The organism is Brumicola blandensis (assembly GCF_031846165.1).
GTDB classification, from domain to species: Bacteria; Pseudomonadota; Gammaproteobacteria; order Enterobacterales; family Alteromonadaceae; genus Glaciecola; species Glaciecola blandensis.
In genome coordinates, this window is record NZ_JAVRIE010000004.1 from 314,393 (window position 1) to 334,632 (window position 20,240).

Genomic DNA, 20,240 nt, shown 5'->3' on the forward strand with positions numbered 1-20,240 from the left:
TGAGTATAGTGCTTTAGTAGCGCCAAGTCATTCGGTGTTTTCATCCCAAATTTATAAGCTAAATGAATAATCAACAAAGAGAATTTAATCAAGAGCGATTTCGTAAAGATTGGATTGCTCGACAAGTCGTTACCGTTTTTGGCTGGCTTGTCTTGGCTACCTTTTTGTTAATTATTTGGCATATTTTTAGTAACGCCTTCCCTTTATTCAAAACCCCACAAGCCGCGCTCAGTGAAACTTATATCTCGGATACCCAAGCGACCAGCTCTCGTTCTGCGCCCCAAGAAACGACACTGAGCTTTCATAGCATGTTGGAGTTATCCAATGGCTACCATACTTTGGCGGTAGATAGTTGCGACTTAGTTGTTTATGCCAATGCACGGCAAGCGACACCGACTTTTCTGTCTGCTGCCCGTATCGCTGAAGCGACTGCATATCGCAGCTTGCAGGAAGTGAAGCGAGTTCCCTTCTCCTGCCAGCATCAATTTGTCTTCCCAAGCAGTGGTAATTTCGATTATACCGGAGTGATTACGCCCAGTGGTCTATTTGAATTATATAAGTTGAGATATACCGGTTCTGCCTATGAGTTTACCCTGGAAAGCTCTATCGCTTTGCGTAAAGAACATGCTTTTGGCAAAGTGTTTTCACTTTCCATCTCGAACAACTACGTGATGCTAGGGTCACTTGATAAGACTCAATTGCATACCTATTGGTTTGATAAGCTGCACCCTGAACGCTTTGAGTATCGGACATTTGACAATGTTCAGCACTTTCAGTTGATATCCCGTTCTAGGCAGTTGGTGACCATAAATGAGAACGTTTGGACCTTATATGATAAAGACAAGCAACAGCTTGATCTTCAAATATTACGCGCTCCTATTCAGCAATTAATCATGGCGCCGAGTCAACGAGCAATGTTCACCTTGAATTCAAGAGGCGAATTCAGTAAGTGGCTGATGCAAAACCAAGGTGGCAAGTTTGTCTTTACTGAGAATGTGAGTGATGTAGCAGACTTGGATAAACGGATCGCAAGTATTGCATTTGATAGTAACTCAAATGCCGCATTGGTCTTTTTTGAAGACCGATCGCATGCCTTTTTGAATCGAGTCACCAATCAATTATTCGGTGAACAAAACTTGGGCGTCAATGCGGATACAAGCTATTGGTTCAATGAGTCGGTCTATGTCGTCGTTTCAGATCGCGTGTACGAGCTTACTATCCGCGATTTGCAAGGAATTACCACAGCCAAAAGCTTATTCGCAGAAGTGTGGTATGAAGGTCATGCATCGCCAGAATTTGTTTGGCAAACCAGTAGCGCGACGGCGCATTACGAGACCAAAATGAGTATTGTGCCACTCATCATTGGTAGCTTAAAAGCATCGTTTTTAGCATTGTTCGTGGCTATCCCCTTGGCTCTGGGGGCTGCTGTTTATACGTCCTTTTTTGCTGACCCAAAAATAAGACACTATATTAAACCTGCCATTGAAATGTTAGAAGCCGTGCCGTCAGTCGTCATTGGTTTTATTGCTGCCGTTTGGTTGGTGCCGATAGCTGAAGAGTTTCTTTTGTCCGTTATCTTGTTCCTTATTTTACTTCCAATTGCATTAGTATCTAGTGCAATGTTACACACTAAAATAAGCAATCTGATAAAAGACAGAGTAGGGCAGCAATGGGAGCTAGCCTTTATAGCTTCGGGCGTTATTCTACTTGGATTGTTTTGCTTCTCTTTAAGTGATGTTTGGCGTTTGCTGCTGTTTGGCACAGAGGCCTTAGCTGAATCGGGCTCAAACTCGGCGCAAGTACTGAATATTTCGAAAACAACTATAGTGGTTGCGATTGCACTTGGCGTTGCAATATCACCCAGTATTTATTCTTTGGCCGAAGATGCTTTGTTTGAAGTCCCGGATAGCATTAAACAAGCATCATATGCGCTTGGGGCGACCAAATTGCAGACCTTGCGAAATGTTATTATTGCTGTGGCGTTTCCCAGCATACTATCGGCAATTATGCTCGGCTTTGGTCGTGCCTTTGGCGAGACGATGATCGTGCTTATGGTCACTGGCAATACAGCTATTAGTGATTGGAACATATTAGAAGGCTTGCGCTCGATGACAGCGAATTTAGCCATCGAGCTGTCGGAAGCCAGTAGTGATAGTAGTCACTTTAATATTCTATTCTTGACCGCAGGTATCTTGTTTATTTTTACCTTTATCGTCAATACAGCGGCTGAAATTCTCCGCAATCGACTCAGGCTGTTGTACAACTATGCTTAAGTTTACACCCCAACAGAAGCAAAATATTACCAGCTTTGGCACTGGTTTAAGTGCTGCTGTATTGCTCATTGTTTTGTTCAGTTTAGTATTTTTTATTGTACTTAAGGGAAGTGCCTACTTCTGGCCTTCTCAAGTGTTTAAAGTGACCACTTACGAAAGTGACGCTGAACTAGGAAAGCCTGTTGATACTGGTCGTTTTGTGCGAAGTGCTAGTGATATTGACGTCTTTAGCCAAAGCATTGTTGATAAACTAGATGTTCAGTTCGCCAATGCCACATTAGCCATGCCTCAGGTCGTAGTGGAGAAGGTGGAAGATGTGTATCAAATTAATATGTATTCTGGCGCCGCTATGCATGGATTTTTTGAGTACATATCGACCAATGAAAATACCTATTTTTCTTTAGATGCGCTGAATGATGTGCAGACTGATGTGGAACTCTTACAGGAGGAGCTGAGCGGTATTCAAAATAATCATTTAATTCAATTGCATCGCAATATTGCAAGCTTAAACCAAAATCAGGTCTCTCAAGATGCACCAGCACGCATAAAAGAACAGGCGGACTTCGACTATTGGCAGAGTCGAGCTGATATTTTGAATGAAAAAATTAATGCTTATCGACTTGTGTTTACCGATGCTATGGGGCAGCGTTTTTCGCTCTATCTGAAAGACATTGAGCGCTTGTTTAAACCCAATCAACTGACTTGGGTGGATAAATTTTCCTACGCTGCGGAAAAAATGGTGGCATTTGTTAGCGAGTCACCCAAACAAGCATCCACCAGTGGCGGTGTATTTCCTGCGCTATTTGGCACTGTACTGATGGTCATATTGATGGCGATCATCGTCGCGCCTTTTGGCGCGATGGCTGCCATTTACTTGCATGAATATGCACCAAATAACAAGACAACATCGGTCATCCGTATTTGTGTTAGCAATATGGCCGGTGTCCCATCCGTAGTATATGGCGTGTTTGGTCTAGGCTTCTTTGTGTATACTTTGGGCGGTTCAATTGACGAATTATTTTATAGTAGTGCCTTGCCTTCCCCCACCTTTGGTACACCTGGCTTGTTTTGGGCTGCACTTACCATGGCGTTGTTAACCTTGCCCGTGGTAATCGTGTCCACTGAAGAGGGCTTACGCAGAGTGCCAAAAGGTCTGCGCTCTGGCAGTTATGCACTTGGAGCAACAAAAATTGAGACAATCTGGAAAACCGTATTGCCCATTGCTAGCCCAGGTATTATGACCGGTGTCATTCTCGCCGTTGCAAGAGCGGCCGGTGAAGTTGCCCCCTTGATTTTGGTTGGCGCGGTGAAATTTGCGCCAAGCTTACCGATAGATGGAGAATTTCCTTTTATCCATTTTGAAAGACAATTTATGCATTTAGGTGTCTTTGTTTATGACGGCGCATTTCACAATCAAACGAATACACAGGGTTCTTCTATGATGTTTGCTAGTTGTATGCTCTTACTATTGATTGTTTTTGTGTTAAATTTATCGGCGATAATTGTGCGTAACAAACTACGTGATCGCTACCTTAGAATATAGTGGAAAGGCACCCATTGACTATCAGAATTAAGATGTACGCATGTTGAAATTATTTGAAAAAGAAACGCTCTCATTAGATAAGTTGAGCGATGAGCAAACAGCTCTAGATGTCAGGGACCTATCGGTTTGGCTGAATAATAGTCGCGTTCTGAACAACATCAATATGCGCATTCCTAAAAATAAAATCACAGCGATGATTGGTCAGAGTGGCTGTGGCAAGTCGACTTTACTGAGTAGTTTCAACCGCATGAACGAGCTGAATCAGAACTATGCCTACTCGGGTGAAGTACACATGGATGGGCGCAACATATATAATAAAAAAGAGAACGTTGCTAAGTTACGAACGCAAGTGGGGATGGTTTTCCAACGTCCAAACCCCTTTCCAATGAGCATATATGAGAACGTTTGTTTTGGCTTACGCATTCAGGGTAAAACCGAACGTCGCTCGTTAGATGATATCGTCGAACGATCGCTACGAAATGCAGCGCTTTGGGATGAGGTAAAGGATCGTTTATTTGATTCGGCCCTATTACTCTCAGGTGGGCAACAGCAGCGCCTTGTTATTGCCCGAGCCTTGGCCTTACAACCAGATGTGTTGTTACTAGATGAACCAACATCGGCATTAGATCCGTTGACCACTTTGCATATAGAAGAGCTTATTAATCAGCTCAAGCGCACGTGTACTGTCGTTATTGTTACTCATAACATGCAACAAGCTGCGCGAGTGTCGGACTATTCAGCATTTTTACATCAAGGTGAATTGATAGAGTATTCAGACAGTGACTCCTTGTTTACGATGCCTGAAAAGAAGCAAACAGAAGATTACATTACCGGTCGTTACGGATAATAAGCGCTCACTGAGAAGACTATGAAACGCAATATCGAATTAAATACACATATCTCCGGCAAGTTTAACCAAGAGTTAGAAAAGCTTACCAACTCAGTGTTAACGATGGGCGGTGAGGTAGAACAGCAGTTAATCAACACCATCACTGCTGTTAGAGAGAACAACCCAAGTTTGGCTGAACGGGTATTGTTGAACGATCTAAAAATTAACTCGATGGAAGTTCAGATTGACGATGAGTGTATGCGGATAATAGCTAAGCGTAATCCAACCGCCAGTGACTTGCGATTGATTATGACTGTGTCGCGAGCGACAACAGATATAGAGCGTATAGGCGATGAAATATGCAGAATTGCAAAACTAGTGACAAAAGATCGTCTTCCTCCTTCAGATATTGTGCTCAGTGGTATGTTAATGATCGCTGAAAAAGTCGTGTTTATGATGCGAGGTACCTTTGATGCCTTTGCGAGACAGGATGAGCGTTCAGCGGTGGCAGTCTATGAGCAAGACAATAGTATTGATAAAAAACACAAAGAGTTGCTCAAACAAACCGCAAAAGAAATGTCAGAGCAAAAGCACGATATGCAGGCTTGGTTCGACGTACTGTGGGCTATTCGCTCGCTTGAAAGGATAGGTGATCGCTGTAAAAACCTGTGTGAATACGTACTATTTTTAACCTATGGTAAAGATGTTCGCCATAGTTCGATGAAAAAGACAGTAAAAAAGCTCATGAAATAAGCGGCCAATAAAAAAATCTGCTTTTCTGCTATTGCGATCATACTCTCATGTTGTACCATACTGTCGTCTCAATAATGAAGCTCGGCCATGATTATAAGTTTGAAAACCCAATTCTTCTGCAATCATCACTTTGCTCATTTCATAGGCACGGAGCGCATATTCCATGCTTTCAATGAACTAACCCGTTTTTCAGCTCTAGGCAAAATACAAATATGGATTTAATTCAAAGTTACGGCTTTTTACTTGTAGTAATGGCCGCTGTTGTAGGTTTTGTGATGGCCTGGGGTATTGGTGCAAATGACGTTGCGAACGCAATGGGCACCTCAGTAGGCTCCAAAGCAATCACCTTGAAGCAAGCCATCATCATTGCAATGATTTTCGAGTTCGCCGGTGCCTATCTTGCCGGTGGCGAAGTTACATCAACTATTCGTAAAGGCATCATTGATGTCTCCTATTTTACCAACATTCCTGAGTACTTAGTGCTTGGCATGATTGCGTCATTGCTAGCCGCGGGCATCTGGTTGGCGGTTGCTTCCTACTTTGGTTGGCCAGTGTCAACGACGCACTCTATTATTGGTGCGATTGTCGGTTTTACAGCAATTGGCGTAAGTCCTGACGCAGTAGAGTGGAGCAAAGTCGGCGGTATTGTAGGCAGTTGGGTAGTGACGCCTGCAATCTCGGGCATGATAGCGATACTCATATTCTTAAGTGCTAAAAAGCTCATTTTTGACCGCGCCACTCCACTTATCTACGCTGTAAAGTACGTGCCAATTTATATGGGTATGGCCGGTTTTATTATGTCCCTCGTTACCATTAAAAAGGGCTTAAAGCATGTTGGACTTGGTCTTCCTACTGAGCAAGGTTATTTGCTAGCCATTGCTATTGGTGTCTTGGTTGGCATTATTGGTATGGTTTTGATTAGACGTTTACATGTTGAAACATCGTCAACACAAGAAGAGCAGTCTGCAAGCGTAGAGAAAATTTTTGCTATTTTAATGGTATTGACCGCTTGTTGTATGGCCTTCGCTCATGGTTCAAATGATGTTGCCAATGCTATCGGTCCGTTGGCTGCAGTTGTCAGTGTCGTCAGTAACGACGGTCTGATTTTAGACAACTCGCCGCTAGCGTGGTGGATTTTGCCACTGGGTGGTGTTGGTATTGTGGCGGGATTGGCATTGTTTGGCCATCGCGTAATGAAAACAATAGGCCAAGGTATCACTCACCTAACGCCGAGTAAGGGCTTTGCCGCTGAACTAGCTGCAGCGACGACCGTATTGATAGCGTCTGGCACAGGTTTACCTATTTCTACCACACAAACACTCGTGGGTGCCGTATTGGGTGTTGGTATTGTCCAAGGCGTTGCCGCATTGAACATGAAAATAATTCGTACAATAGTCGTGTCTTGGGTTGTTACCTTACCGGCAGGTGCGACACTCTCAATTATCTTCTTCTTCATCCTAAAATTTGCATTTGGGGTATAGTGGAATCGAAGGCGTAAATGAAATTACCTAATTTAAAACATTTACATTACCTCACGGTCTTGCATAAAGAGCAGCACTTTCATCGTGCTGCTGATAAGTGCAATGTCAGCCAATCTACCTTAAGTGCGGCAGTACAAAACCTCGAAGATAGCTTGGGCCAGCAACTCCTAGAGCGCGAACATAAAAACTTCGTGTTTACAGACTTTGGTGAAGCATTAGTCGAAAAAAGCAAAGCCTTACTGAGCCATACTCATGAGTGGATCGAGTTCGCCGAATCAGCTGGAGATTGGAAGTCGGGGACTTTACGAATTGGTGTTATTCCCACAATTGCGCCTTTTTTATTCGAAGGTCTAATAAGAACGATTAACCAGTCCTTACCCGACATCACATTACAGTTACATGAGGATACTACGGATAACTTGCTAGCCAGACTAGAAGAGGGCGAGCTAAATCTCCTTATTTTAGCTTTACCAATGCAAACGCCTGGCTGTCGACAATTACTGTTAGGCCACGATCCATTTCATTTGATTGCGCATAGAAATACTGCAATGGGTTTAGAGCTTGCGCCAGACGTTGATTCCTTACCCAAAGATAGTATTTTTTTGTTGCAGAAAGAGCACTGTCTCACTGAGCATGCGGTAAGTGCCTGCGGCTTGAAGCATAAGGAACAAGTGAGTTCTCTTACTGCCAATAGTTTGCATACACTGGTTTCTTTAGTGAACAGTGAGATGGGTTATACCTTTTTGCCGGAAATGGCTTTGCAAAAAAATATACTGGCAGGTACCGATGTTGTGAGCTTACCCGCAGAGGATAATGCATTCAGGGATATTGGCTTAGTTTGGCGAAGCGGCACGACCCGTGTACAGTTATTTCGACATTTGGCAAAAGTGATTGCTCCCTTGATTCCCCAAGCTGCAGAAATACGGTAGTTAAAGGGGGGGAGAGTACATATCTACTGCGTTCAATGCATTTCATCGAGCCCAATTCTCACGATATAACACATATAGGGTTCATAACACGATCCCCACAGTTTGAGAAAGCAGGCAGAGGTAAGGGTTTGCGTTGACATTTTCTGGCCCGTTTAATGGTGAGTATTCGTTGATTACTATTTGAAGCAAAATGCTTCAAGCCAGACTTTCATAAATATGTCACAGTATTTTGTCACCATTTAGTGAGAATAAATCCAAAAATTCGATGAAAATCGGCTAATATGGTGTTAATTTAGGCACATCAGGTTGGCGACACGAATCGTTAACTCTAACAATCATAAATAATAAAAATTTGAGGGAACAAGTAATGTTACAGTCAAAGTTTAAAATCAGTCTTTTGGCAATCGCCTTGGGCTTCGTTTTAAGTGGTTGTGGTCTTGACGGCGACGACGGCGACACCGGCGAAACAGGTACTCAGGGGCCACAAGGCGATCCGGGCGATGACGGTAACGACGGTCAAGATGGCGCCGATGGTGAAGATGGCAGTGATGGTACTGATGCCTCCACTGGCGTATCGATGTCATTGGTTGCACGCGCGGCGTTGGGTGCACAAGGCTCGGCTGAAATTGTGCAATACCACAAAGCAAGTCAAACCATTTACGCGACCAATTCAGCAAATAATACAATCGCCATTATTGCGGCTGATAGCATTACGTCAACTGAACTCTCTAACCCAACCAGTTCAGTGAACTTAACTGTATCGAGTATCACATTACCCACCACTGCAAGTGGAGTGGATTTAGGTGGTTTGACCAGCATTGCTATTTCCAATGACTTACTCGCCGTAGCAATGCCTGCAGCTAATAAGACAGATAATGGTTTCATTCTTTTCTACACTGGCTTAGACAATAGCTCGCCTGCTTTCCTTGATAGTGTCGAAGTTGGTGCATTACCAGACTCAATCGCTTTCACTCCGGATGGAGGGAAATTAGTTGTTGCCAACGAAGGTGAACCAAATGATGATTACTCGGTTGACCCTGAAGGTACCATATCAGTGATTGATATCCTTGCCAGTGGCGAACCTGAAGAAACTGCTGAGACGGTCACATTTACGGATTTGAATGGCACCCAAGCTGCTTTAGAAGCGCAAGGCATGCACTTCCCGAATCCAGATGGTCGCACCATCAATGGCAACGCGATTACAACGACAGTGGCTCAAGACCTTGAGCCAGAGTATGTGACTACTAAAAATGGTACCGCTTATATCACTCTGCAAGAAAACAATGGCCTAGCTATTCTTGATCTTGAAGACCTTTCCATTCAGGTTGTTGGCCTTGGCAGCAAAAACTGGTCAGGACTCGATTTTGATGGTCAAGAAAATGCGGCCGTTAGCTTTGGTCAGTATGAAGGCCTACGTGGTGTGTACATGCCGGATACAATCGCTAATTATGATTGGAAAGGCGCTACATTCTTGGTGACCGCTAATGAAGGTGATGCGAGAGAGTATTTCTTTGACGTAGCTGACGAAGCGGCGTGTACTGCTGCTAATGGCCAGGCATATGACGCAGATGATGGTTGTTTAGCATATAGCGACGAAGTGAAAGTAGAAGACTTAACAGCAGAAGCGGGTTCTGCACTTGAAGCGCTCCAGGCTGATGGGCGTTTGAATGATTTGCGAGTGACCAATGTCCTAGGCGACAGCGACGGCAATGGCGAATATGAAACAGCCTACACCTATGGTGGCCGTTCATTTACCATTTGGGATCAAAATGGACTTGTCGTGTTTGATTCAGGCGATGACCTTGAGAGAATCACAGCATCTATCCATGGTGCGCAATTCAATAATGGCGATGATGAGAACGAAGGTGATTCTCGCTCAGAGAACAAAGGTCCGGAGCCAGAAGCGTTAACCGTGGGTCAAATTGGCGACCGTAACTATGCCTTTGTTGGGACGGAGCGAATGGGCGGCATTTTTGTTTATGATGTGACTAACCCATTTGACGCTTTCTTCGCTGATTACGTCATTAACCGTGATTTAACCGAAGGAAGCACCGTAATTGATGGGATTGGTGATTTAGCACCAGAAAGCCTGCTATTTGTCGATGCCGTCGATAGTGCTACAGGTCAAGCCTTAGTCATTGTTGGTAATGAAGTGAGTGGCACGGTGAGTGTGTACGAAGTGACACCAAATTAATCACACAAAAAATAATAGTAGGCTTTATTGAAATATTGTCACAATATTTTAGCTTGAGTATCTAATGAAGAAGCGCAATCATTGATTTGATTGCGCTTTTTATGTTTTTACCGCCCTGTTATTTTTTCTTCATCGTCGCTTTTCGTATAATGACAAAATTGTAATAAAGCGCTAAGCTTGGTTCAGCAAAGAGCAACACGCTCTAATAAAAAATAAGGCTACACACATGACACAAAACGTCGTTTTGAGCGGCACTGGCTTATTTACGCCGGAGCACAGCATTAGCAATCAAGAATTGATTGCTAGTTACAATGCATATGCAGATAAATTTAATCAAGAAAATGCGGCTGAGATTGAAGCCGGTACAATCATCGCAAAACCTCACTCTAGCGCAGAGTTTGTAGAAAAAGCATCCGGTATTAAAAGCCGTTATATATACGAAAAAAACGGTGTTTTAGATATCAACCGCATGCGTCCGATTATTGCAGAAAGAAGCGATGATCAAATCTCTAATCAAGCTGAAATGGCAGTTGCCGCAGCAAAGGAAGCCATGCTCGCTGCGAATAAAACAGCGCAAGATATAGATGCAGTCATCGTTTCTTGCGCTTATGTTCAGCGCTCTTATCCGGCGATTGCTATCGAAGTGCAAGCAGAGTTAGGTATCCAAGGTTTTGGCTTTGATATGTTGGTGGCTTGTTCAGCTGCTACCTTCGGTATGCATCGCGCATATGAGATGATAAAAGCTGAAACGGCTCGCTGTGTGCTAGTGATTAACCCTGAGCTCGTTTCTCCGCAAATTAATTATACTGACCGTGACAGTCATTTCATTTTTGGTGATGTGGCTACCGCTGTTGTGCTTGAAGCCGAAGAGACGGTCACAAGTGATAACGCCTATAATGTACTGAGTACAAAAGCATTCACTCAGTTTTCTAGTAATATTCGTTCAAATCACGGCTATCTAAACTACGCGAATGATACTGACCCGTATGGACCCGATAAGCTTTTTCACCAAGAAGGTCGGAAGGTTTTCAAAGATGTCTGCCCACTAGCTGCCGAGCATATTCGTGAACATTTGAGTAAGCACGACCTAGGCCCAGATAATTTGCGTCGTTGGTGGTTACATCAAGCCAATATCAATATGAACACGCTGATCAGCAAACGCTTGCTAGGCAGAGAAGCAAGCCTTGAAGAAGCGCCTATTGTGCTCGATCGATATGCTAATACAGCGTCTGCGGGTTCTGTGATTGCGTTTCATCTTTACAATACTGACTTGGTTAGTGGGGATTTCGGTATTCTGTGTTCATTTGGCGCGGGTTATTCAATTGGTAGTTTATTAGTACAAAAAAGATAAATACGGATGTTTGGAAGTTTAGGATATGCCTTAGCTGCCTTCGGATATTTCGCGCTTATACTGCTCCTACTGACAGGGCGAAAGTCGGGGATAGCAAAATATTTACTTATTGCTGCGAGTTTAGTGACCTGTTTATGGGCGGCTAGCCATATTGGGGGCCTAGGTTGGCAAAAGAGTATTGCTCACTTTTTTGCGGCAGATGCTAGTCGGCAGTGGGTTTGGATGCTGTTCCTCGCAGCTTGCTTACGTTCTGACTTCCATTCATTCAAACAAATCGTGTTGCGGCCGATTACGCTGTCACTCTTGGTTTTACCTACCGCGGCATTGATTGCTGCTATTACGTCTTCTTTGCCTAGTTTATGGCAATTCTCATTACATACCATTGTCGCTCTGCAGATGCTAATTGTACTGGAGCTTGTTTACCGCCAGGCTGGCGAGCAGAAGTGGGCGTATAAGCCGCTAGTACTTTTCTTAGGTTCCATGAGTTTATTTGACTTTGTAACCTATGCTAACGCGACCATGATCAACCAAATTGGTGAAAACTATATTTATGCTCGAGGGTATATTTATTTCTGCTTATTACCTTTCTTAGTGCTAGCAATTAGACGAATATCCTATTGGGGTGTTGCTATTTTTGTTAGCCGTGACGTGGTCTTGCACAGTACACTTTTATTGGTTGCTGGTGGCTATCTGTTCTTTATGGCCTTGATTGGCTATTTGGTGAAGTTTCTTGGTGGCTCTTGGAGTTACCCTCTTCAGTTGGTCTTAGTCGCGGTGTCTTTGGTCTTATTGATCAGCTTGTTTTTATCGCATAATTTCAGGACTCGTATAAAAGTCTTTATTACCAAACACTTTTATGCAAACCAGTTTGATTATCGTGTGCAATGGGTAAAGTTGACTGAAAGCATTAGTGGGCAAGACCAATCTTTACATGATGTCTATCAAGCCTCTTTGCGTGGTATCTTAGATGCAATGGAGTATGAGAAAGGCGTTCTACTGAAGCACAGCAAGTCTGGCTTAAGTGCGGTTGCCTCTGTTAACACTAGCGTTGAGAATGACCTCGACTTTGGAAAGTTAGCTTATCTTACCCAGTACTTTCAGCATAAAGAGTGGATTGTCGATATTTCTGAGCTGCGTGTTAAGCCTCACCAATATGAGGAATTAGACGATAAAGACTACTTCATGAATCATTTCGGTTTTCAGCTCATCATTCCTTTGTTTCGTCAGGATGAGTTCTGGGGGATGGCAATTATTGATGCAGATAATGAACATGGTAAATCTCTCAATTGGGAACTACGTGATTATATTAACGCGGTAAAAGCGCAAGTTGCGAACTATATTCTGCAATTTGAAGGTGCTTATGCCTTGGCCGAGAATGCACAATTTGCGGCCTTCAGTAGGATGTCGGCATTTGTATTACATGATTTGAAGAATGTCATGGCACAGATTGATTTGATACTTGCGAATGCTCAGCAGCATAAATCAAATCCAGAATTTATTGATGATACTTTCGAGACGCTAGAGCACACCAAGTCACGCATGGACAAAATGCTGAAACAGCTAACAGAGAAGAAAGTCGCTGAAACCCAACGAAGTCGGGAAATTGACCTTTGTGCTCTAAGTGAAGAAGTACTTCGCCAACGTTGTCAATCCATTCTGCCTTTGCCGATGTTGAAGGCCGAACACACACTGTTGCTAGAAATAGATGCCGATAAATTTAGCAATGTCATGTATCATTTAGTGAGTAATGCGCAACAAGCCACCTCGGAAAGTGGTAAAGTTGTGGTAGAAATTGAAAAAGAATTTGACGGACAGAGTCATTGGGCCGTCATTAAAATTATTGACGATGGCCAAGGTATGAGCCAAGATTTTATCAATACTCGCTTGTTCAAGCCTTTTGATACCACTAAAGGCAATGCGGGAATGGGCATTGGCGCATACGATGCGAAGAATTTTATTGAAGAGCTCGGCGGTACTATCGACGTTGATAGTGCACCTGATGAAGGAACGGTATTTACTTTAAGAATACCCATGATGGAACAATACAAGGCAGAGTAATGGACAAAGTACTAGTAGTCGACGACGATCTCGGGATCCAAAAACAACTGAAGTGGGCATTATCGGAATTTGATACTGTCTTCGCAGACGATAGAGCTTCGGCTATTGTGCAGTTGCGTCGATTTGAACCGACAGTTGTCACTCTCGACCTTGGTTTGCCGCCTGACCCTGCTAATGCATCAGAAGGCTTAAAAACACTGCAAGAGATTATGGCCTTGCTGCCACGCACTAAAGTCATCGTGGTTACCGGAAACAACGAAAAAGAAAACGCATTGAAAGCAATCAGCATGGGTGCCTATGATTTCTACCAAAAGCCCATTGATTCAGAAACTATCAATATTCTGATTAAACGTGCTTTGAATTTAGCCGCCTTAGAGCATGAAAATCACCTATTGAGTTTATCGAACCCGTCAATGGGGCGAATTATTGGAAATAGTGAAGCGATTCAGTCGATCAGTCGCAAGGCTGAAAAAATTGCCTTAACTGATATATCGGCACTGCTGCTTGGTGAAAGTGGTACGGGTAAAGAAGTGTTTGCTCGCAGTATTCACGAACATAGTCACCGTAAAGCCAAACCCTTTGTTGCGATCAATTGTGCTTCTATTCCAGAAAACCTACTTGAGAGTGAGTTATTCGGTTATGAAAAAGGCGCGTTTACTGGGGCAAACAAAACCACCTTAGGTAAAATTGAAACAGCACAAGGCGGTACCTTGTTCCTTGACGAAATTGGCGATATGCCAGTTGGTTTGCAAGCCAAAATGCTTCGTTTCCTGCAAGAACGTGTTATCGAAAGGGTAGGCGGGCGCAGTGAAATCCCCGTTGATATTCGTGTTGTATGTGCAACGCACCGTAATCTTCAAGATATGGTGCAACAAGAAACGTTTAGAGAAGATCTATTCTACAGGGTGGGTGAAATTGTTATTAGTATTCCGCCATTGCGAGATAGAGATGAAGATGTTGTGTTGCTCGCGCGGACTTTCTTAAATCAATATAAAGAAGAATATGGCAACAAGATAAAAGGCTTCAGTGAAGACGCAATAGAAGCCATGCTATCGCATCCATGGCCTGGCAATATACGCGAGCTACAGAATAAATTGAAATCGGCTGTGGTGCTCGCTGAGGGTAATGTAATCACCGCCGATGACCTAAGCCTGTTAGCCAAGAAAACTGAAGAAGAAACATTAGTACTGAATTTACGGGAAGTCAGAGAACAAGCTGAAAGTAAGGCGATAAGACGTGCTTACCATCAGTCGGAACAAAATATCTCGAAAACTGCAGAGCTCTTAGGGGTCACGAGACCAACTCTATACTCACTGATTGATAAATATCATTTAGAGGATCTTAAGAGCAATGCATAAGCCCAATTGTTACTGCTAACATTAAGGCCTATGCGAAACTGACCACGTTGTCCGTCATTCCGCTGTTTGGTTTATTGACAAGTGTCGAAAAAAGCGCGCGCAGTTCTTCCGCCGCTTTTCCCTTAGGCTCTTTCTCAATAACCGACAATCCGCCTTCCTCACTGTCGTCATAAATATGCCTTTCATGCAAAATTTGTTCAGCGACAGAGATGTCATATAAATCAGCCATTGTTTTTGCTTCATTGACTCTAGACTGTTGGTTTGGTTGTGAGGGGCATTGGGTAAACACAATATGTGCAGACAGTTGTTGGTTCACCATTTTACAACTGTGTACCATTTCATCGAGATGAGATAAGGTTTTTAAATCGCGTCTTTTTGGACGCATGGGCAGCAGCGCAACATCAGCGGTGGATAAGGTTGATCGCAAAGCAAGGGTATCTTGAGCGCCACAATCGACGATCACGTATTCATACTGGCTACTGTATCCCAAAAGTTGGTTTCGAATTTTGCCATTCAATTGAACGCAATCGATGGTTGTTGCATCTGGGTTGTTGTTGCGAGATTGGATCCAGTCCACTGTCGTACCTTGAACATCACAGTCCACAATTAATACGCTCGCATTTTCTTCCACTGTCAACATTGCTGCTAAATTTTGTGCAATACAACTTTTGCCGCTTCCGCCTTTTTCACCGCCGACTAAAACTATCATTTACTCACCTTTATTATTAAATTTAGTATCTTCTGATATATGTAAGCGAAACCACTTTAAAGCGTATAATCTTCACTAACTTGCCCCAACCCAATTAAAATTACTCCTATTGCTAGTAATCTTGTGAATATCTATTAATATTTAAGCATACTTCTAAATACGTTAAATTAAGGAACAACATGGCACAACCAAGCGCTTTACCTAATCAAGAAGGCAAGAGAGTCCCCGAAGTTACTTGGCCAGTGAGAGTTGGCGAAGACTGGCAGCGTATGTCGTCTAAAGAACTCTTTGCAGGAAAGAAGGTGGTGTTATTTTCACTTCCTGGGGCATTCACTCCAACCTGTTCGTCTACTCATTTGCCAAGATACAATCAGCTAGCGGGTGTGTTTAAGAAATTGGGTGTTGATGAAATCTGTTGTATGTCAGTAAATGATACCTTTGTAATGAATGCGTGGTTAGCAGACCAAGAAGCCGAAAATATCACCGTGATCCCAGATGGAAACGGTGAGTTTACAGCTGGCATGGAGATGCTCGTTGATAAAGATGATTTGGGCTTTGGCAAGCGTAGTTGGCGTTACTCGATGTTGGTGAATGATGGCGTTGTCGAAAAAATGTTTATCGAACCCAATGTACCAGGCGACCCTTTTGAAGTGTCCGATGCTGATACGATGCTAGCTTATTTAGCGCCAGGTACGAAAGCACCGCAAGAAGTGTCGTTATTTACCAAACCAGGCTGCCCTTTCTGCTCGAAAGCGAAAACATTGTTAAGCGATGCTGGCTATGAATATGAAGAGATTGTGTTAGGTACTCAAGCATCCTTGGCATCATTAAAAGCGATTTCTGGCCGCGATTCCGTACCTCAAGTTTTCATTGGCGGTAAACATATTGGTGGTAGTGACGATTTGGAAGCTTTCCTGCAATCGTAAACCAACAGGATACTCTGTAGAAAGCTCACTTCGGTGGGCTTTTTTTATACATATATTCTAAGCGATGATGATAGCAAGAGATAGAGATACTAATGTTTGCAGATTTCGTCACAATATTACGTTATTCTTTGGTTTTACAGATTGAGTTAGGCAAGTATGAACGTCATGGAACGCGACACCTTTGGGTATCACACTCGTACCGAAACAAAAAGTAAGGGCTGGCAGGCATTCCCTTACCTAATGGTTTTAACAGTCTGTTGTGCCTTTTCCCTTCCCGCTTTTTCTGCTATGCAAAAAGGGTCAGAAAACGCCCTAGGTATACCGATCAGTTTGTTCGAAGGGTTTTCCGATCTTTACCGTCAGGAATTAGGCAGCATCCAAGGTTGTGAGGGTAATGTTGCAGCTTTAGAACATAAGGTGTGTTCTGAGCACCTGCGCAACGAGGGGAATGCCCCCTACATTTTGTACGTTAGAGGCTCGTCTGAACCGGCGCCGATAGTCGTACTTTTCCATGGTCTCACTGATAGCCCTTTTTACCTGCGCGGCATCGCCGAACATTTGCAATCTAGAGGTTATACAGTTGTCGTCCCGCTAACCCCCGGGCACGGCAAAAAGTTTGCTGATGCAGACATGGAAGATCCAAAATTAAAACAACGTTGGTATCAGCATGTGGATGATGTCATGGCACTAGTGAACCCTTATTCAACACAGCGCTTTATTGGCGGATTTTCAACAGGTGGCACATTGGCAACACGTTATATGCTGCTGCATTCTGAAGAGGTAGACGGATTACTTCTCTTTTCTGGGGCGCTAGCGCTATCTAATAGTGCTGAGAATCTCGCTAGAATATGGGGGATGAAGTCTTTGGCAAAACTGTTTGATGGCGATTTTGAAACAGGTGGGCCGTATCCTTATCGCTATCCCGATGTTGCGGGTTACGCCGGTCTTACCCTCGCAGATGTGATTTTTGAAATTCGCGATATATTAGACGAAGGTAACTACACAAAACCTATATTTGTTGCTCATTCTATGGCGGATATCATTACGCCATTTCGTGGCGTCGAAGATTTAATTCAGCGAATCAATGGGAATCATCAGGTCTTTACGATTGATAAAAGCTATGACACATGTCATCAAGACCTTGTCATGTCCTCATTTATGATGATTGATTTTAAAGTGGACAAGCGTCAACTCCGCTTGGATGAGCGTTGCGCAATACCGAAGCCAAACCCCTTATTTGGAAGCATGACATTAATGTTGGATTATTATATGAAGGGCTTGCAGAAAAAAGAGCGCGAGTAAACTCACGCTCTTTGATTGTTACGACTCTCTAGCTACTTTTTCAACTTCGCGCCAAACTCTTAATACGTTTTCATTAAGGATTTTCTTAATGTCACTCTCGCTATAGCCTCTATCTAGTAAACCTTCTACCAAATTAGGGAAGTCTGACACGTCTTTGAGGTTGACTGGCAATGAGTCGCCCACGCCATCATAGTCAGAGCCTATGCCGACATAGTCGATACCCACTAAGTTAACAACGTGATCAATGTGATCTAAAACGATCTCAAGCGTCGCGAAAGGGTACGGACTGTTGGTATTATACTTCTCAATAAAATCAGCTAGTTCTTGACTGTCTTGACCAAAGGTTGCCGCTATCTTCTTAGTTTGTTCTGTGCGGTTGTCGCGCCAAGCTCTCGCAACGGGGCTGACAAAGCCTGATCCGAAGTTAATCATGATAACGCCCTGATTTTCAGCTAATGCCTTCACCATTTGGTCATCCATGTTTCTTTCAAACCCTGGCGTAAACTGACGTAGCGATGAGTGAGAGGCAATTACTGGCGCATTGCTTAATTCAACCACTTGATAAAAGGCATCATCTGACACATGCGAAATATCGATGATAATACCAAGCTTATTCATCTCACCCACGAGCTCTTTGCCAAATGGACTCAAGCCTTTCCATTGGCGACGCAAATCATATGACGAATCACTAATATGATTGCTTTGGCTATGTGCTAGGGTGATATAGCGAATGCCGCGCTCGTAAAAGGTGTTGAGGTTGTCTAGCGAACCCTGAACCGGTGAGCCGTTTTCCATGCCCATCGGCAATGAAATTTTATTAGCGAGGAAGTTTTTTTCGACATCTTCAACGCTGTAAGCCAATGCAAACTTGTCTGGTGCGCGACCCACTATAGCTTCAACATAGTCGATTAGTCGGTGAGCTAAGGCGGTGGACTCAGGTGAGTCATCTAAGCTGGCAGGGACATAGATAGACATAAACGGGGCATTTAACCCGCCCTCAACTGCACGAGGATAGTCGAAATCGCCACCTGAAGTACTTTTTGTCACATCTACCCATTGATTTTGTATGCGATAGGGCACATCTATATGTCCATCGACAATAATATTTTGTTGTGTAATTCGTTTCGCAGCCTCAGCATGATTCTCTGTTGGTGTTTGTGTCGCGTTACAAGCACTAAGGCTGAACATCGAAAGTAACATGGCGATGGTAGTTGGTTTGAAATGCATCTTGAGTCCCTTATTGAATAAATGAGATTAGCCTTGGCGTATCGTTGTTTAATTTATCATCGTTGGCAAGTTTGAGCTACTCAATGATGAACAAATTTCGCCGGCTTACTCACGCGTAAATTATTGATTCACATAGCGTTGATTCTAATCATGCGATTGTGTTTTGTAAAACCAAGTTACACAGTGACATCGAGCGCCGTTTACGCAATAATGCTTGTTTTGCTGTTGCCGCTCACCGGCTTTTGTGAGTGTGTCGGTAAATACGAATTTTCATCGTTATGAATGCAGTCGTTCTGCTTTCATAACCCAAACGTGCAGCGCTACTTTATAAAATTGGCCGCATAAAAAACTTAAGTAAGAGAAATATAACAACATGGCTATTAACTACATTCCTTTAGATAAAGATAAACACCAAGATATAAAGATCCTTCCTCAGTTGGACCTTGGTTTTTCAAAAGAAACACATTTGGCAGCAGCGACAATTCGTGAATTTGCTCAACTAGCGTCAACGATGCCAGTGGTTTTCATTGAAGATCCTAGCAACAAAAACGTTCACACAGTTGCCATGCTGGGTCTTGACCAGAACAAAAATTTGTTTTGGGCAGAAGACAAGTGGCAGGGACCTCATGTTCCTTTGAATATTCAACGTTACCCATTTGACATTCGTCCTGACGGCGAACACTTAGGTGTTTTCTTTGATGAAAACAGCCACTTAGTTGCTGAGCAAGGTGAAGCTTTATTTACCGAAGCCGGTGAGCCGACTGATTTCTTGAAGAATCGTCAGCAGTTCTTAGCAGAACTAGCAAACAGCGAAATGCTGAACCAGCGCTTTATTAAGCGCGTTGTAGAGCTTGATTTGTTAGAACAGATCCAAATTGGTATTCAGTACCAAGACGGCACTGCTCGTAACGTAACTGGTATCATGAGCATTGATGAGAAGAAGTTAAATGGCTTAGATGATGCTGTTGTAGTAGAACTTCATAAAGCAGGCTTCCTTGGCGCAATGTACGCTTTGATGATGTCTCTTGCTCAATTGAATCGTTTAGTTGAACTATCGAACAAAAGTGACAAACCTATTCGTACTGTGCAAATTCGTCCAGTGCCGAAGGAAGGTGAAGAAGCTAAAGCAGATGCTTAAAATGTAAGCAACTAATAAGCATAGTAAAAACCACCTTAGGGTGGTTTTTTTGTGTCTGTATTCTGGCCTAGGCCTGTGTTTATGTACAGTTATGGCAAAAGGACTAATTGTCATTTTTACACGAAATTAGCTTGACAGGGGGGCATGGTGGTACATAAACTGTCAAAAG

The 20,240-nt window shown here is 43.3% G+C and carries 15 protein-coding genes; 13 read left to right on the forward strand and 2 right to left on the reverse strand.

Annotation, left to right across the window (positions count from 1 at the left end; all coding sequences use genetic code 11):
* The first annotated feature begins 62 nt into the window (after positions 1 to 62).
* The 10 genes from RM544_RS11845 (at position 63) to prsR (ending at position 14,769) form a co-directional block, all read left to right on the forward strand.
* Positions 63 to 2,273 (forward strand): ABC transporter permease subunit, encoded by a 2,211-nt coding sequence (locus RM544_RS11845; protein ID WP_311362000.1) that lies wholly within the window; start codon positions 63 to 65, stop codon positions 2,271 to 2,273.
* Positions 2,266 to 3,816: a phosphate ABC transporter permease PstA gene (gene pstA / locus RM544_RS11850; RefSeq protein ID WP_311362001.1), complete on the forward strand. Its 1,551-nt coding sequence runs from the start codon at positions 2,266 to 2,268 to the stop codon at positions 3,814 to 3,816. The genes RM544_RS11845 and pstA overlap by 8 nt, the downstream gene beginning before the upstream one ends.
* 40 nt (positions 3,817 to 3,856) lie before the next feature.
* Complete coding sequence (pstB, locus tag RM544_RS11855; protein WP_311362002.1) at positions 3,857 to 4,663, forward strand: phosphate ABC transporter ATP-binding protein PstB; 807 nt, start codon at positions 3,857 to 3,859, stop codon at positions 4,661 to 4,663.
* Between the two features lie 21 nt (positions 4,664 to 4,684).
* Positions 4,685 to 5,398 (forward strand): phosphate signaling complex protein PhoU, encoded by a 714-nt coding sequence (gene phoU / locus RM544_RS11860; RefSeq protein WP_311362003.1) that lies wholly within the window; start codon positions 4,685 to 4,687, stop codon positions 5,396 to 5,398.
* Between the two features lie 212 nt (positions 5,399 to 5,610).
* On the forward strand, positions 5,611 to 6,879 hold the full coding sequence (locus RM544_RS11865) for an inorganic phosphate transporter (protein WP_311362004.1): 1,269 nt from the start codon (positions 5,611 to 5,613) through the stop codon (positions 6,877 to 6,879).
* 17 nt (positions 6,880 to 6,896) lie between these two features.
* The gene (locus tag RM544_RS11870; protein ID WP_311362005.1) at positions 6,897 to 7,808 is read left to right on the forward strand and encodes a hydrogen peroxide-inducible genes activator; all 912 of its coding nucleotides are present in this window, start codon (positions 6,897 to 6,899) and stop codon (positions 7,806 to 7,808) included.
* A 367-nt stretch (positions 7,809 to 8,175) separates the two neighbouring features.
* Positions 8,176 to 10,002: a choice-of-anchor I family protein gene (locus tag RM544_RS11875; RefSeq protein WP_311362006.1), complete on the forward strand. Its 1,827-nt coding sequence runs from the start codon at positions 8,176 to 8,178 to the stop codon at positions 10,000 to 10,002.
* A 226-nt stretch (positions 10,003 to 10,228) separates the two neighbouring features.
* A complete protein-coding gene (locus RM544_RS11880; RefSeq protein ID WP_311362007.1) occupies positions 10,229 to 11,353 on the forward strand; it encodes a beta-ketoacyl-ACP synthase III in 1,125 nt (374 codons plus the stop codon).
* A gap of 6 nt (positions 11,354 to 11,359) precedes the next feature.
* Positions 11,360 to 13,411: an XrtA/PEP-CTERM system histidine kinase PrsK gene (gene prsK, locus RM544_RS11885; protein WP_311362008.1), complete on the forward strand. Its 2,052-nt coding sequence runs from the start codon at positions 11,360 to 11,362 to the stop codon at positions 13,409 to 13,411.
* The gene (gene prsR / locus RM544_RS11890) at positions 13,411 to 14,769 is read left to right on the forward strand and encodes a PEP-CTERM-box response regulator transcription factor (RefSeq protein WP_311362009.1); all 1,359 of its coding nucleotides are present in this window, start codon (positions 13,411 to 13,413) and stop codon (positions 14,767 to 14,769) included. The genes prsK and prsR overlap by 1 nt, the downstream gene beginning before the upstream one ends.
* Positions 14,770 to 14,797: 28 nt before the next feature.
* Here the strand turns inward: prsR and RM544_RS11895 are convergent, their stop codons facing one another.
* The gene (locus tag RM544_RS11895) at positions 14,798 to 15,478 is read right to left on the reverse strand and encodes an AAA family ATPase (protein WP_311362010.1); all 681 of its coding nucleotides are present in this window, start codon (positions 15,476 to 15,478) and stop codon (positions 14,798 to 14,800) included.
* Positions 15,479 to 15,657: 179 nt separating this feature from the next.
* Here RM544_RS11895 and RM544_RS11900 point away from each other — a divergent pair, with 179 nt between their 5' ends.
* Positions 15,658 to 16,404, forward strand: a complete 747-nt coding sequence (locus tag RM544_RS11900; protein WP_311362011.1) for a glutathione peroxidase — start codon at positions 15,658 to 15,660, stop codon at positions 16,402 to 16,404.
* Positions 16,405 to 16,560: 156 nt separating this feature from the next.
* On the forward strand, positions 16,561 to 17,706 hold the full coding sequence (locus RM544_RS11905) for an alpha/beta hydrolase (RefSeq protein ID WP_311362012.1): 1,146 nt from the start codon (positions 16,561 to 16,563) through the stop codon (positions 17,704 to 17,706).
* An 18-nt stretch (positions 17,707 to 17,724) separates the two neighbouring features.
* Here the strand turns inward: RM544_RS11905 and RM544_RS11910 are convergent, their stop codons facing one another.
* Entirely contained in the window at positions 17,725 to 18,933 is a 1,209-nt protein-coding gene (locus RM544_RS11910) for a dipeptidase (RefSeq protein ID WP_432264484.1), read from the reverse strand.
* A 373-nt stretch (positions 18,934 to 19,306) separates the two neighbouring features.
* Here RM544_RS11910 and RM544_RS11915 point away from each other — a divergent pair, with 373 nt between their 5' ends.
* Positions 19,307 to 20,071, forward strand: a complete 765-nt coding sequence (locus tag RM544_RS11915) for a SapC family protein (protein ID WP_311362013.1) — start codon at positions 19,307 to 19,309, stop codon at positions 20,069 to 20,071.
* The last annotated feature ends 169 nt before the right edge of the window (positions 20,072 to 20,240 follow it).